The organism is Gammaproteobacteria bacterium, assembly GCA_041395725.1.
Taxonomy (GTDB): domain Bacteria; phylum Pseudomonadota; class Gammaproteobacteria; order Pseudomonadales; family Pseudohongiellaceae; genus NORP240.
Window position 1 is genome coordinate 13,556 of the sequence record JAWKZW010000001.1, and the last position, 14,753, is coordinate 28,308.

Here is a 14,753-nt window from a genome sequence, read left to right on the forward strand (position 1 = left end):
GGTGCAGCTGCGGCTCCCTGACGATCGCGCTGGCCGGAGGATACCGGGCCGGTGGAGCCCACAGAGCAGGCGCCTGTTAAGGTGATTCGCCCCAGTGCGAGGCACTTACCTGCCCCCCGTGCAGATAGAACACCACGTCATCCACCAGTACCGAGCGGTCACCGAAGTAACCTTGAAAGCCACCGTAACCGGGCTCACTTCCGAAGATCAGCCCTACCTGGTTTATCGCCTGTTCGGTGATCTCGAAACTGTAAAGGCCGGTGTGAGTGTAGTCGTAAAACGCGCTGGGTTCTGCGGCGTCAAACCAGGGGTGCACCGGTACCGTGTCATGAAGGTCCACCGGGATGGCCAGCCGGGCCGGGGCAGCGTCGCTGGCAGGGAGAAATGCCAGCGCTTGATGATCGAAAAGGACGCCCGATTGAGTACCCCGTTTGCCCAGCACCAGCGCATCCAGCTCCACCGGGTTGACCGGATCGCCGACATCAAACAGTGACAGCTTGACGCCCTGATACCAGGCGCCACGTGCCCCATTGAAGTCCAGCGAAGATTGATCCGCTACGGCGTCTTTGCCTATCCCCAGCAACAGCGTGTCGCTGACCGGGTGAAGGTAGTCCGAGTAACCGTCAATTTCCAGCTCACCGACGATGAGCGGATTCTCCTGATCAGACAGGTCAAGCACATAGAGGGGGTCGGTCAACAGAAAAGTCACCAGGTAAGCCCGATCACCAAGAAAGCGTGCCGCGTACAGCTGTTCACCAGGCTTGCCGATACCTTCGACCCTGGCCACCTGTTCAAGCCGGTTGTCGGTGGGGGACTCACGCAGGACAGTCAGCATCGTGCTTGAAGAACCGTCCCAGGTGACACCCACCGAAGTCACCAGGTTGAGAAATTCACCGTTTTCGCCCATGCGAAAGGGTTTCTTGTCTTCGCTCCAGCCCAGGTGCCCCTGCACCTGCCCGGAACCCCGATACTCGACCTCTTCCTCCTGTAACGTGAACTTGTGCACCGCCGTGGTATGCTCCGGCTGATAGAACAATCGGTCAAATCCCATGTTGGCAACCTGAAACTGTGTGGTGGCCAGGTACAGTGATCCGGGCGTCATGTACAGGGTTTCCGATTCACCGACAAAGCAGCTGCTGGTAAAAGCGGTCGGCTCCGCCAGCGGGATTGCGGTTACCGAAATAATGGTGGGATTGATACTGCTGTCGAGATTGCTGGTAGGCAGGAAACAGCGCTCAGCGCTCACCAGGCTGCGCTTCCGTTGGTTGGCATCCATGACTGCAGGCAGCAGGTCACTCAAGCCGGTATTGGACAGCTGCGTCACGTTATCAGCCAGGGACCTCTCGTCGTAGGCATAGGGCTCATAGCCCTCCAGGTATGGCGTATGCCGGGTGAGCAGATACAACGTGTCTCCCACTCTCCGACTCGAAATGAGACTGCCGTCGATGGTAAGAGTCTCCAGGGATTCCAATGACGCCGGGTCAGTGGCGTCGAAAAACTCCAGCTGAGTCGTATTCCCGGCCCAGCCCCACACGTCCAGCCAGAGCTGGTAGGAATGATTGCCGCCGAGAACGATGAGACGGTCACCGCCTGCACGTTCAGTGACCAGGTACATGCCGCTGGCCCGCTGCGGTCCGGACAGCGCCTTACTGGCTGATTCCGTGGCCAGCGCATTGACGCTGTCCAGCTCATAGGTCACCACGCAGGTGCTCGAGGCGCAGTCCCGCAGCATCAGCAGGTACTCGCCATCGGACTTCATGATGTCGGCTTCGTCGACGCCTTCTTCCTGCAGATTGGTGGTGGATACACGTCCAGCCAGATCCGCAGAACCCACCCCGTCCGTGGCGGCAGCTTCTGCAAAATCGGCTGTCCCATAAAAGCGATTCGATGCGCTTTTTGCCAGCCCCTGCTTAAGAAAATCTTCCAGAGCACCGGCAGACCGGAAACGGTGCAGGGTGTCCTGACCGGCCGGCTGGATAGTGAAGCGCAGCGGGTGTTCGCCAATGACCAGGGGCTCTCCGGGGACCAGGTAAGCCAGATGAATTTCAAGATCACCACTGGGCAGGTAGTTTCGGTCGAAAAGCTGGATGTTCACCGTATCCTGCAACACCTCCTGCCTGAGGGGTGTCGGAGCCTGGACGGCTCCGTCCCAGGGCTGCCAGCCAGAGGGCGTCGCCAGATACCAGATCCCGTTGTGGATACCCCCCAGATAGACACTGGCGCTCCTGCCCCGATGCTCCGGACGAACCGGGAGTGAGTAGTGGGCTGAATAAGTGTCAGTATCCAGGAATGCTGAAGCGAAGGCGTGAGGCGACTCAGTCTGGATGAACGCATTACCATCAGGAGTGACTATCCTGCCGGTGGAATCCGGCTCGACTGCCGTCGCCAGGAGCGGACACAGGAGCAGCCAGGCAAAGAGGCTTTTACCAGCGATACGTTGCATCTTTACTCACCCTCCACTGCCAGGGGTTCTACCAGGGACTCTGCCAGGGTAATCCAGACAAAGCTTCAGTAGTAGACCCACTTTCCGCGCTATTACCAACAGGAGATTACACGCTGCGAATCGCCTTGCGGGACTAGTCGCCAGGGTGATAGGTCCGCTCTGCGTGCGCTTCAACATCCTCGCGGTAATAGTGCACATCGCGGAACTCACCCACACCGTACATTTGACCCTGGTCAAAGAAATGCGGCGAGTCCGGATCACTGCTAAGCCCCCCGGCCATTAATGCCCTGGCACGGACTCTGTCGCCGAACTCGACAGCAGCGATAAAGCTGTTACCACTGGTGGCATACCAGTTTTTGGTGCCCGGATACTGGCGCGTGCCTACTGAAGCCAGCGCTCCCCAGTTACCGGAGGCAAGCTCAACAGGAAAGCTGGGTTTGTTATCGTCAAAAGTCTGGCTGATACTGCCGTCGTTACGTTGAAATCGATTGACATCGCCCCACGCGACCCGCCAACTGCCAAAGTCAGCCTGCATTCTCTCTAAAGCTGCCCGCAGCGTTGCGAGGTATTGCTCAGGGCTGAGTTCAGTTTCTGCGTAGGCATAGCGATCATAGGGGTCCAGGTTGCTGCCGCGCGGCAGCAGGCTGAACAGCTCATTGCCCCAGTGATGGGCCAGCGTCGTTTCCACCGAGTCCATAGCGGTGCGTTTATCCCAGGCCACGAGCATTTCGACTGCGTCCCTGAGATCAGGATCGGGGTTGGCCGCGAAAGCTTTTTCCAATACTGGAACGAATCGTTCGAAAGCAGGCAGAAGACCGTCATACCCTGCCTCAATCAGCTTATCGATGTCGAAATCAGCGATAGTCGGGTAGAGTTTGAGTGCATGTTCGCCCCGGGGATTCTCGAAATTAACCGACATGTAAAGTGGGTAATCTTCTTTTTTCGGGCTGTATCCAGGGCCGGCGGCTGAAAACGGCCAGTTGTTGGAATTATAGAGCCAGCCGGAACCGGGATTTAAGAGATTAATCGCCTCCTCAACCGGGTGCAGGCCCAGCCAGTCAGTGTCGGGGTTATTGCCATCGACTGGATGATTAAAGTCATATTGGGTATTACGCAGCGGATGAAAGTTGCCGTGAAAGTAAGCGATGTTTCCATCCCTGTCCGCATACACGGTGTTATTGGACGAGTTGGACTTGAGCCTCATCATCTCGTAAAACTCTTCATAGCTCGTTGTTTTGGTGCGTGTGTAGGATTGGATAAGAGCAGTAAGGGGGGTATTCATGAGCTGCACGGAAATCCACTTGCCATTCTCCGAGCGCACTACAGGCCCATGATGAGTGTGATAGACGGTAAAGTCTCTTGAACCCAGGGAACCATCGGCCATTTTGTAATCGATAGTCTCGACAGAAATGGTAACTTCTCGTTCTTCTTCGCCAAACTGGTAAAACAGCCGACCATTTCGCTCGGTGAATTCATCGTAATAGTATTCATCGATCACATCGGAGCGGGTTGAGGTATGCATCCAGCCGTTGTACTCGCTGAAACCCTGATAAATAAAGAACTGCCCCCAGGTCAGCGCGCCATAGGCATTGAGACCCTCCTCGCTGACCATATGGGCTTCCTCGCGGAAGTAATGGGTAGTGTGTGGATTGATATAGAGCAGTGCGTTGCCGCTGGCGGATTTGGCCGGCGCGATAGCTATTCCGTTTGAGCCGCGGGGCTCCTGGTCACTTCTATCGGGAGCTGCCGCTACCAGCTGAGAACCGCCATAGAACTGCTCCAGTTCGGCGATCGATACACGTTCTATATCGCCACCGATACTGCCCTCGGAGAAAGACAGTGCCATCCAGGGCTCAAAGCGCTTGATAACCTTAGGCTCGACCTCGGGATGGGTATAGAGAAAGTAATTCAGACCGTCAGCGTAGGCATCCATCAACCGGCTCAGCCACTCTGGTGCCTCGGCGTAGAGTCGCTGCATTTCTTCTGGCTGAATAAACAGACGCATTCTCAGATCGCGGTATATTTCCCGCTCACCTTCAGCCTGGGCCAGCAGGCCCATGGCATTCAGGTAATTCACTTCGACGCGATTAAAATCATCTTCAGCCTGGGCATACATCACGCCAAACACAGCATCGGCATCGGTTTCGCCATAGATATGCGGCACACCCCATTCATCGCGAATGATGGTGACCTTCTCGGCCTGCGCCTGCCAGCGCTTCACTTCCTCGGACTCCTGCGAGGAGACAGCGGAGCTGCTGTTCGCTGCGGGTGCAGGTTGTCCGCCATTTTGCGGTGAACAGGCGGCAAAAGTAAGCAGGAGGGTCAGAAGCAGATAATGATGCATGGGTTTATTCACCGTTAAGTCACTGTTGAATTACAGCCAGAATATCAGGGAGGCACCGTTGGATTCTGGTAAAAATACAGCAATTCCTGACGAACATGAAAGAGTTTTCATCAGCCTCAGCAGTGCGGATTATCAAAGGCACAAATGTGGTTTGACGTCTTGACGCGTCATTACTGCGCTAAACCACTCGGACCTTACTGAATCAGCTTGCAGATCTTCAGTGGGCCACGTCAATCGCCACAAAGTAGATGAATTCAGATCCACTCCCGATAAACCGGCCTTCTACTCCGTTTGGAGCCACAAGGATCGATCGACTGTCCAGCTCATGAACCACACTCCAGGCAGTACCCCTTCATGGATTTGACCCAGCCTATCCAACGTTTCCTTCTACCTCGCCCCCCTCGACCTCCCTGGACCTCCCTCGATCGCGCTCGACAACTTCCCTGCAGGGTATTGGTTCAACCCAAGACTATTGATAAGCTTGCACCTGCTCTGAGCCTGCTATGGCTCTCTCGCTCCCTGAACGCTGTGAGTTCCCCGAATTCGGTGTTGTATTCGTCGAATGCGGGATAAGGGTGCGTGATCAACATCCGCGAGTCTTCAGGCTCTAACGACAGGAAAGACCCATGCGTTATTTACTGGCAATAATTCTCCCCCCGGTCGCCGTATTCCTGTGCGGCAAGCCCATACAGGGTATCCTTAACATCTTCCTGACCCTGGCTTTCTGGATTCCGGGGGCCGTGCATGCCCTGTTTGTGGTACACAGCCACCTGGCGGACAAGCGCAACAAAGAACTGGTCAAGGCTATCAAGGAATCGAACTTAGGCTGAGATTGGGCTATTCTTCCACCCTGGAACAAGCCATCAGTCACTCCATCAATCATCGGAACGAATGCCCCATGAAACTGTCCAGAATGCTAGTTTTACCGCTCGGCCTGACGCTACTGGTCGGCTGCAGCTCCGTCTACTACAACACCATGGAACGGTTCGGGGTAGAAAAACGGGATATCCTCGTGACCCGGGTGGAAGACGCCCGGGACTCTCAGGAGGAAGCCAAGGAACAGTTCAACTCGGCACTGGAGCAATTCACCACCCTGCTGAATTTTGAGGGTGGCGAACTGCAGGAAGTTTACGATCGCCTGAACTCGGAATTCGAGCAGAGCGAGCGCCGGGCTGAAGAAGTCAGTGACCGGATTCGGGCGGTGGAGCGGGTTTCGGAAGACCTGTTTGATGAATGGGAAGACGAACTGGAACTGTACACTGACCAGAGCCTGCGCAGCTCCAGCGAACGCACCCTGCGCCAGACCCGCTCACGCTACAACCAGTTGCTGAGCACCATGCAGGCGGCAGAAAGCACCATGATTCCAGTGCTCAATGCCTTCAGGGACCAGGTACTGTTTCTGCGCCATAACCTCAACTCCCGGGCCATCGCCTCCCTGCGTAACGAAGTGGCCACTATCGAGGGAGATATTGCGGTGCTGATCGAAGAGATGGAGGCCTCCATCGCTGAGTCCAACCGCTTCCTGGAAGAGCTGGAACTGATCTAGAAGACGTCAGGCTATGTGAAATCCCGCAGTCCCGGCTGCGGGGTTCACCGGTAGTTCTCCCCCACTGAACAGGCTGCGATACAGCTCAGGTGGCTGTATGGCAGCCCCGTTTCATCATGCCAGCGGTTGAACGCCTCCTGGACCCGTTGCCGGTCCCGCTTGCTGCTCGGTTGCTCGGCGATTTCAACGCCCGCGCCCTGGAGAGCAGCCACCACATCACGTCCCAGAATAAAACTGTCTTTGCCCATGAAGCGCAGAAAGTACTGCCCGCTGTTGCCCCCCAGTCTGGAGCCATGCCTTTTCAGATAGGCCAGCAGCCCCACCTGGTCAGAGGCCGGCCAGTCAGCGATAAACCTGCCGAACGAACCGTATTCGCGGGCGGTTTCCCGCACGAAAAACAGGTTTTCCTGCAAGGCCTGAATTTTCTGCCAGTTGCGCACCACCCGGCGATCGCTGGCGTAGGCCTCCCACTGCTCCGGTGCCAGCAGGCTGAGCTTAAACGTATCGAAGCCCAGAAACGCCTCTTCGAACTCGGGCCACTTCCGGTCGATGACCTTCCAGCTGAAGCCTGCCTGGTTGATCACCCGGGTCATCATGGACAGATAGCGATCATCACCCGTGGCCTTGAGCTTTCGATTGCTGGCGACTTCGGGTAACAGCTTTTTGAGACCTGCCGGACCGCCCTTACGTTTCTCGGCACGTCGCTTGATCTGCTCAAATTTTTTCATAGCGCCTGCTTCTATCAGCTGAGCTGGGGAGCCTCGGATTAATTACCACAACGCAAGGCCAGAGCATTGTGGTAATTAATCAGAGGCTCCCTGGATGGTAAGCTTGATCGGCTTACCCTATCAAGGATAGGCTTCCGGGTCGCGGTTTCCAAATTCAACCTGCTACCGGATCCAGCTTATTGTGGGCGCCAATCATTTATTGATCACTTTGCTCAGCTGCGCCTTTTTCATGGCGCTGGTGGCCTGGATATCCTACCTGAAAACCCGCGGCGAAGTGGGCTCCAGGGACGGCTATTTCCTTGCCGGCCGAGGCCTGGGCGCCACGTTTATAGCGGGGTCGATGCTGCTCACCAACCTGAATGCCGAGCAGCTTATCGGCCTGAATGGTTCGGCTTACGGGTTCAACATGAGCAGCATGGGCTGGGAGGTCACCGCAGCTTTCGCGACCATCTGCATGGCATTTATCTTTCTGCCCCGTTACCTCGCCGGGGCGTTCACGACTCTGCCGGAATTTCTCAGCAGCCGCTTCGACGACGATGTCCGGCGCCTCACCGTCATCCTGTTCATGGTCGGCTACGGGCTGATCACCATTCCCTCGGTGCTCTACTCCGGCTCGATCGCGGTAATGTTGCTGTTCGATGTACCCGGTTTATTCGCCATCAGCTATGGCCAGGGCCTGTTTCTGACCATTCTGACCGTAGGCGGCATCGGGGCCCTGTATGCGATTTTTGGCGGGCTGCGGGCCGTGGCGGTATCGGACACTCTCAACGGGGTTGGACTGCTGATTGTTGGGATTACTGTTCCATTACTCGGCCTTTCGACGCTCGGTGACGGGAGCGTCGGGCAGGGACTGCAGATCATTACCAGCACCAATACGGAAAAACTGAATGCCATCGGCGCGGCTTCGGACCCGACTCCATTCGGTACCCTGTTTACCGGCATGATCTTCGCCAACCTGTTTTACTGGTGTACCAATCAATACGTCATTCAGCGCACCCTGGCGGCCCGCAATCTGGCGGAAGGCCAGAAAGGCGTGCTGTTCTCGGGTTTCTTCAAAGTCATGGTGCCGTTAATGATGATGCTGCCCGGTGTCATCGCCTTTCATCTTTATGGCGATAATCTTGACTCAATTGACCAGGCCTACCCACAGCTTATCAGGGATGTACTGCCAGTCTATGCCACCGGATTTTTTCTCGCCGTGCTGCTGGGAACCGTTTTCAGCTCGTTCAATTCGCTGTTGAACAGTGCCGCCACGCTGTTCTGCCTGGATGTTTACGCACCTCTCAAGAAAGAGCCGGTCAGCGATCAGCAACTGGTCAGGGTTGCCAAACGGGCCAGCGTAGTGATTGCGCTGTTCTCTTTCCTGGTTGCTCCGTTGTTACGATTTGCACCGGACGGTCTCTGGCAGGTCATTCGGATCTTCACCGGCTTCTACAATATTCCGGTCATCGCCATTGTCATTGTCGGACTTTTCACAACCCGGGTACCGGCCATCGGCCCTAAAGTCGTAATCGGATTTCATCTGCTGGCTTACGGACTGCTTCAGTTCGTACTCGGCGATAGGGTTCCGATTCATTTCCTGCACCTCTATGCTATCCTGTTCGTGGTTGAGGTTCTGATCATGCTGGGTTTCGGCCACTTCCGACCGGCGACCAGAAGCTGGGACTACGAGCCTCACAATAAGGTAGACCTGCAACCCTGGCGCTTTGCCAGGCCCTGTGCGGTAACCCTGATGTCCTGTGTGATAGGGCTGTACCTGTTGTTTTCGCCCGTTGGTCTGGTCGGGGGTACTACACCACTGTTTGGACCCTTGCTGGGATTGCTGGCAGTCATCAATGGGATCGCCTGGGGGTGGTCCCTGCGCACCGGGGTGCGTGGTCCCGCCACCAATGCCCGGCCCTCGCTGGATGTCTCGGAATAACTGCCATGTCACACCCTGCCATGCCCCGTCTCAGGTTCTTTGAGTCCGCCGCCAGCCAACGTCATATACAGGAACAGGACCGGTACCTTTATCGCCGCCCTGAACCCGAATACAACCTGGCTGTCATCGGCACCGGCACCATCGGCCAGGAACACATGCGGGTTGCCTCGCTGCTGGGCAGGTGTCGAATCCACGGTCTGTTCGACAGTATGGCCTCGAGTATGGAAGCTGCTGAAAAACAGTTCCGGACTTATAGTCAGGACCGTCTGGTCAGATACCCCAGCCTTACAGAAGCCTGCAGTGATCCGGATGTGGACGCACTGCTTATCTGCACCCCCAATTACACCCATCACGAGATCTTCAATACCGCAATTGCCAGCGGCAAGCCCCTGTTCGTCGAAAAGCCCATGGCGACCACCCTGGCGGATGCCGCCAGCATAGTCCGGCTCGCACAGAGCCATAACAGTTTCGTCCAGATCGGGCTGCAGTATCGCTACAAAGCCCAGTATGTCGAGGCTTTCCAGGAAGCTCTCGGCAGAGCGTCACTTGGCACGCTCAGGACTATCGCGATGAGTGAGTACCGCCCCCCTTTCCTGGACAAGGTTGAGCAGTGGAACAAATTCAGCTGTTACAGCGGTGGCACGCTGGTGGAAAAATGCTGCCACTACTTCGACCTTATTCAGCTCCTGGCACGGGCCAAACCTGTCAGAGTATTCGCCAGTGGCGGACAGTCCGTGAATTTTCTGGACTTCGAAAAAGATGGCAGAAAATCCGATATTGATGACCATGCCTTTGTAATCATCGACTACGAAAACGGTGTCCGTGCAAACTTTACACTCAATATGTTCAGCCCGGACTTTAACGAAGAGCTGGTCGTCTGCGGTGACAAGGGCAGGCTGGTAGCCAGGGAACGCTTCAGCATTCACGAACAGCAACCGGCGCAGTTCTCAATCGAGGTGGAATTGGGCGAAACTGGCGCCTCACGCCAGACCCGGCTGAGCTACCCGCGACTCATAGAACAAAGTGGGCATCATGGCGCCACCTTCTTTGAGCACATGGCCCTGGCAGACCAGCTGGCCGGCCTGCCGACGGACTGCGCGACCCCGCTGCAGGGCCTGGTATCAATCGTTATTGCCACTGCCGCGCAGCAGTCGATGACCAGCGGTGAAGCCGTGAGCATCGACTCGGTCGTCAGAGATAACAACCTGGATGACCTGTTAACCGAACAGGCCTGGAGCTACTGATGAATTTAGAGATTGGCACCCCGAGGTCAGACATGGCCGCAGTGGGCCTTGGGCTGTGGAAGATCGAGCAGGCCCGGACCGCTGCGTTAGTGCACCAGGCTATCGAGCTTGGCTATCGTCACCTGGACAGTGCAGCCGATTACGGCAATGAGGCGCAGGCCGGCGTCGGGATCAGTGAGGCGCTGGCAGCCGGGCATTGTCGTCGCGAGGATCTCTGGGTAACCTCAAAACTGTGGAATACCTACCACCGCCCCGAACATGTCCGGGCCGCCTGTGAGAAATCACTGGCCGACCTGCAACTGGATTACCTGGATCTCTATCTGATTCACTTTCCCATCGCGCTGAAATTCGTTCCTATTGAGTCTCGTTACCCGCCCGAATGGATTCATGATCCGGATGCCGCTACCCCGACCATGGAAATTGATCCTGTGCCCCTGGCAGACACCTGGCATGCTATGGAAGAACTGGTTGACCAGGGCCTGGTGCGACACATCGGAATCTGCAATTACAACAGCGGGCTCCTCCACGACCTGATGGCCTATGCCAGAATCAAGCCCGCCATGTTGCAGATTGAATCCCATCCCTACCTCACCCAGGAGAAACTGATTCGCCTGGCAAGGTCCTATGAGATGGTGGTCACGGCGTTCTCGCCGCTGGCCGCCCTCTCCTATGTGGAACTGGGGATGGCTGCTCACAACGAGACAGTTCTCGATCAGCCGGCAGTGCTGGCTGCTGCGGCCCGGACCGGCCGTACGCCGGCCCAGGTGGTGTTACGCTGGGGCGTACAGCGGGGTACCGCGATCATTCCCAAGACTGCCAACCCGGCGCGCCTGCGGGAAAACCTGGCGCTGTCCGATTTTCATCTGACAGAGCAGGAAATGCAGGCAATTTCCGCCCTCAACCAGAACAGGCGGTTCAACGACCCCGGAGTATTCTGTGAACAGGCATTCGGTAAGTTCTACCCCATTTACGATTAGGGCAGCATTCAGGCCCGGCGGCAGCCATGGGCAGAATTACTACTGTTATTCCGGTTTGTCCGGGGATGGAAAGTTATGAATGAATTAACTGTCGCCAGAATCGATGTAGAGGGTCAGCAGCACTGGCCCGAACAGTTCCCACTGGTCTACCAATTGCAGGATTGCACCTGTGAACTGCAAGCGGTCACCGGCTGGCTCGCCCGGAATAGCACATCCCTGTTAAAGGAACTGGATCAACACGGCGCCATTGTGCTGCGCAATTTTCCCCTTCACGACGGCATTGCATTTGACCATTGCGTGCAGGCCTTCGGCCTGCACAACTTCGCTTATAAAAATTCGCTATCAAACGCCGTGCGTCACAATGTGACCGAGCGGGTCTTCACCGCTAATGAGGCTCCCGCCGGGATTGCCATCCACCTTCATCACGAGATGGCCCAGACTCCGTTCTATCCGTCGCGGCTGTTTTTCTTCTGCGAACAGGCACCGGAGGCGGGTGGAGAAACGCCACTGTGCCGCTCCGATATCCTGCTGGACAAGTTGCAGCAGCGTATACCGGCCTTTATTCAACGCTGCCAGGAACTCGGTGTGCGTTATACCAACGTCATGCCGGCCGAGGACGACGCCGGCTCCGGGCAGGGTCGAAGCTGGCGCAGCACTTTAAGGGTAGACAGCCCACGGAGTGCGGAGAAAAAGCTGCAGGCACTGGGTTACAGCTGGGAATGGTTAAAGGAAGACAATCTGCGCGTCACTACCGCCACCCTGCCGGCTGTGCGAAAGCTACCTGATGGACGCCGGGTATTCTTCAACCAGTTGATAGCCGCCTTTCGCGGCTGGCAGGATACGCGCAATCAGTCCGATAAATCCATCTGCTACGGAGACGGATCCGACTTTGATACCGGGCATCTGGCCGCACTCGCGGAAACCAGCGACAGCCTTACCGTTGCGCTACCCTGGAAAACGGGAGACATGGCGCTGGTGGACAATTTTCTGGTCATGCACGGGCGCCGGCCCTTCCTGGGCAAGCGCCGGGTTCTCGCCTCCCTGGCAGAATAAAGGCCCCGGGTTAATCCGGATTGCCATGCCGGGCAAACGGGGCGCACTCGACGACATCGAAAGAGGCATCGAAAGAGGCAGGCACTGCAAACAGGAAAATTTCCGATCGCGCCCCCCATAGATACAGTCAGCACCTTAAGCCTGCCTCTATCGCCACGGCGACCAGTTGGATGAGTTCATATCAGCCTGCTAGCGCGTGCCTGGCAATACCTCAAATCCCGGATCAAACTCTACCAGCACCGATGCCAGTTGCAACAACACTGCCTGATTGCCGGCTACGGTACCGAAACCGGACTGCAGCTGCTCAGCCAGGGTGGCCTGCCCCATAATCACCGTCTCCAGATCGCTTCGGTTCATGGTAATCGTGGCATCCGCCTGGTCGGCCAGGTAGCCCTCGATGCTGGTAAGGGTGCCGCCGCTCATCTCCACGACGAAATCCTGACCGGTATCCGGCGTACTGAAATTGATCACAAACTGCAGGCCGTCAGCACGCTCACTGTCCACCCGGGTGGCGAGGGCATCCCACCATTGGGTTGTCGTCATGGCGCGGGCCAGATCGGGGCTGGTACCGCGGGCTGCCGGGACCTCCGGCGCACCATGACGCAGCTCTCGGGCGGCCGATAGAAACACATTGCGCATGCTGGCGCTTTCATACTGATAACCCAGTTGTTCGAAAACGTCGGCCAGCAAATACCTGGCGGCCTGATTGTCCGGCTCGGCATAGACCAGCTTGTTGAGAATTTCCATGGCCAGCCGGGACTGCCCTTCTTCATGCAGGTCCCTGGCGCGGTCCAGGATGGCTGCGGCGCCTCCCATCATCTCCACATACAGCGGCGCAGACTGATCAGGCGATAATGGCGCCAGAGTCGCAGGATTACCGTCCCAGTAACCCAGGTAGCGATTCAGTACGGCGCGGGAATTATGAAATTCCGAGCCATGGTACTGACGCACGTTCCAGGCCTGCTGCAGACTGGGCGGCACCCGGTATTCATTATGGATTTCATTGATGGTGACACCCTGGTTGGCCAGGTGCAGGACCTGGTTATTGAGATTGGCATAGGCATCCCGTTGATTACGCATGACCTCCTGAATACGGTCATTACCCCAGCGCGGCCAGTTGTGAGACGACACCATGACCTGCGCCTGTCTGCCGAATCGATACAAGGCCTCGTTGATCTGCTTGGACCAGGCCAGTGCATCCCGGACCAGAGCGCCTCTCAACGTATAGATATTGTGCACGGTGGCAGTAATATTTTCGGCAGCCCAGAAAACCCTGTGATCCGGAAACCAGGCGTTCATTTCGGCCGGCGCCTCGGTGCCCGGCGTATTCTGGAACACGATTCTGACACCGTCGATCATGTGCTGTTCGAAATCTTCCGTGACAACCACCGTTGGCGCAATGAGACCAGCGGTGCCGGCGGCCAGCCCCTTCCCTATCGCCGAATCAACCTGCCCGAAGGGGCTGGAGGGAATGACCCTGCCGTACTGAAAGCCGGCGCGGCGTGACATGGCATTACCCGCATAGACGTTCTCTGCAATCGCCTCTTCCATGAACCCCTCAGGCGCATAAACTGCCACCCGGCCGGCCTGCACATCGTCACCACTGATCACGCCCCTGACCCCGCCGAAGTGATCAATGTGGGAATGGGAGTACACCACGGCTTTGACCGGCCTTGCCCCCAGCTGCTGGTTCGCCAGTTCCAGTGCCGCAGCAGCAGTCTCGCTGGCCAGTAGCACGTCGAACAGTATCCAGCCGGTCTCGCCCCGTACCAGGGTCATGTTGGCCAGGTCAAACCCCCTCACCTGATAAATAAAATCCGGCACTACTTCGTACAGGCCGTAATTCATATTAAGCAGCGCCTGACGCTGCAGTGACGGGTGAATGGAATCGTAGTCGGTACCGTCCAGCAGGAAATCGTAGCGGGCCATATCCCAAACGATGTTGCCAGCCCTGCCGTGAATCTGCTGATAGTCAGGCGCCGCGATAAAACCACGCCGGGATTCCTCGAAATCCCGCTCGTCTTCAAACGGCAGGCTGTCCCTCAAAGCCTCCTGTCGAGCCGCTGTCCAGCGGGAAGGTGGCTTACCCTGGGGATCAAAGTGCGTCTGCTGGGCGCTGGCTGCAGAGCCGAGTGCCACGGTCAGGGTCAGAGCCTGTATCACACTGGGTAAGAGGTGAATCAGACCAGCAATCGATAGGCTTGAATGACGAGGCATAGCGGACTCCGTTTCCCGGTAACTGAATAGAAAATCGAAGCGTATACCAGCTTAAGCAGACTGGCCAGCCGGTACACTCCGGCCGCCCTATAACTGCCCCATGTACCACCACAGGCCGAGTAAAACAGGTACCAGTGTCAGAAACATCAGCGTCGTGAAAGCCATCATCTTGTTCGCAAACAGTTTATTCAGCATGGGCTAGGTTCCTGATGACGTTCCTGATGACCTGCCTGATGATTTTCCAGGCAGCTTCACGCCGACGCCAAGCAGTGAAAGTCAG

At 56.8% G+C, this 14,753-nt stretch carries 10 protein-coding genes; 6 read left to right on the forward strand and 4 right to left on the reverse strand.

The features are described 5' to 3' along the window. Positions 1-76 precede the first annotated feature (76 nt). Positions 77-2,443, reverse strand: a complete 2,367-nt coding sequence (locus R3F50_00065) for a beta-propeller domain-containing protein (GenBank protein ID MEZ5488698.1) — start codon at positions 2,441-2,443, stop codon at positions 77-79. Between the two features lie 133 nt (positions 2,444-2,576). Continuing rightward, positions 2,577-4,787: a penicillin acylase family protein gene (locus R3F50_00070; GenBank protein ID MEZ5488699.1), complete on the reverse strand. Its 2,211-nt coding sequence runs from the start codon at positions 4,785-4,787 to the stop codon at positions 2,577-2,579. 626 nt (positions 4,788-5,413) lie between these two features. On the opposite strand from R3F50_00070, the gene R3F50_00075 reads away from it, so the two are divergent. Continuing rightward, positions 5,414-5,617 carry a YqaE/Pmp3 family membrane protein gene (locus tag R3F50_00075; protein MEZ5488700.1) on the forward strand — a complete coding sequence of 68 codons (204 nt, stop codon included), beginning with the start codon at positions 5,414-5,416 and terminating at the stop codon, positions 5,615-5,617. Between the two features lie 68 nt (positions 5,618-5,685). Continuing rightward, on the forward strand, positions 5,686-6,333 hold the full coding sequence (locus R3F50_00080; GenBank protein MEZ5488701.1) for a DUF2959 domain-containing protein: 648 nt from the start codon (positions 5,686-5,688) through the stop codon (positions 6,331-6,333). 44 nt (positions 6,334-6,377) lie between these two features. Here R3F50_00080 and R3F50_00085 read toward each other — a convergent pair whose 3' ends face one another. Then, a complete protein-coding gene (locus tag R3F50_00085) occupies positions 6,378-7,061 on the reverse strand; it encodes a DNA-3-methyladenine glycosylase I (protein MEZ5488702.1) in 684 nt (227 codons plus the stop codon). A gap of 178 nt (positions 7,062-7,239) precedes the next feature. Here R3F50_00085 and R3F50_00090 point away from each other — a divergent pair, with 178 nt between their 5' ends. The 4 genes from R3F50_00090 to R3F50_00105 all read left to right on the forward strand — a co-directional run bounded on the left by R3F50_00090 (position 7,240) and on the right by R3F50_00105 (position 12,256). Then, positions 7,240-8,982: a solute:sodium symporter family transporter gene (locus R3F50_00090; protein ID MEZ5488703.1), complete on the forward strand. Its 1,743-nt coding sequence runs from the start codon at positions 7,240-7,242 to the stop codon at positions 8,980-8,982. A 5-nt stretch (positions 8,983-8,987) separates the two neighbouring features. Continuing rightward, entirely contained in the window at positions 8,988-10,226 is a 1,239-nt protein-coding gene (locus R3F50_00095) for a Gfo/Idh/MocA family oxidoreductase (protein MEZ5488704.1), read from the forward strand. After that, positions 10,226-11,203, forward strand: coding sequence for an aldo/keto reductase (locus tag R3F50_00100; GenBank protein ID MEZ5488705.1), 978 nt, complete (start codon positions 10,226-10,228; stop codon positions 11,201-11,203). Before R3F50_00095 ends, R3F50_00100 begins: the two co-directional genes overlap by 1 nt. 75 nt (positions 11,204-11,278) lie before the next feature. Next, positions 11,279-12,256 carry a TauD/TfdA family dioxygenase gene (locus tag R3F50_00105; protein MEZ5488706.1) on the forward strand — a complete coding sequence of 326 codons (978 nt, stop codon included), beginning with the start codon at positions 11,279-11,281 and terminating at the stop codon, positions 12,254-12,256. 189 nt (positions 12,257-12,445) lie between these two features. On the opposite strand, the gene R3F50_00110 is transcribed toward R3F50_00105, so the two are convergent. Continuing rightward, positions 12,446-14,473, reverse strand: coding sequence for an alkyl sulfatase dimerization domain-containing protein (locus R3F50_00110; protein MEZ5488707.1), 2,028 nt, complete (start codon positions 14,471-14,473; stop codon positions 12,446-12,448). Positions 14,474-14,753 lie beyond the last annotated feature (280 nt).

Excerpts from the sequence above, each read along its gene's own strand:
- R3F50_00100 (MEZ5488705.1), top strand. The coding sequence starts at position 10,226 with ATGAATTTAGAGATTGGCACCCCGAGGTCAGACATGGCCGCAGTGGGC.
- R3F50_00070 (MEZ5488699.1), bottom strand. The coding sequence starts at position 4,787 with ATGCATCATTATCTGCTTCTGACCCTCCTGCTTACTTTTGCCGCCTGT.
- R3F50_00105 (MEZ5488706.1), top strand. The coding sequence starts at position 11,279 with ATGAATGAATTAACTGTCGCCAGAATCGATGTAGAGGGTCAGCAGCAC.
- R3F50_00065 (MEZ5488698.1), bottom strand. The coding sequence starts at position 2,443 with ATGCAACGTATCGCTGGTAAAAGCCTCTTTGCCTGGCTGCTCCTGTGT.
- R3F50_00095 (MEZ5488704.1), top strand. The coding sequence starts at position 8,988 with ATGTCACACCCTGCCATGCCCCGTCTCAGGTTCTTTGAGTCCGCCGCC.
- R3F50_00080 (MEZ5488701.1), top strand. The coding sequence starts at position 5,686 with ATGAAACTGTCCAGAATGCTAGTTTTACCGCTCGGCCTGACGCTACTG.
- R3F50_00085 (MEZ5488702.1), bottom strand. The coding sequence starts at position 7,061 with ATGAAAAAATTTGAGCAGATCAAGCGACGTGCCGAGAAACGTAAGGGC.
- R3F50_00075 (MEZ5488700.1), top strand. The coding sequence starts at position 5,414 with ATGCGTTATTTACTGGCAATAATTCTCCCCCCGGTCGCCGTATTCCTG.
- R3F50_00110 (MEZ5488707.1), bottom strand. The coding sequence starts at position 14,473 with ATGCCTCGTCATTCAAGCCTATCGATTGCTGGTCTGATTCACCTCTTA.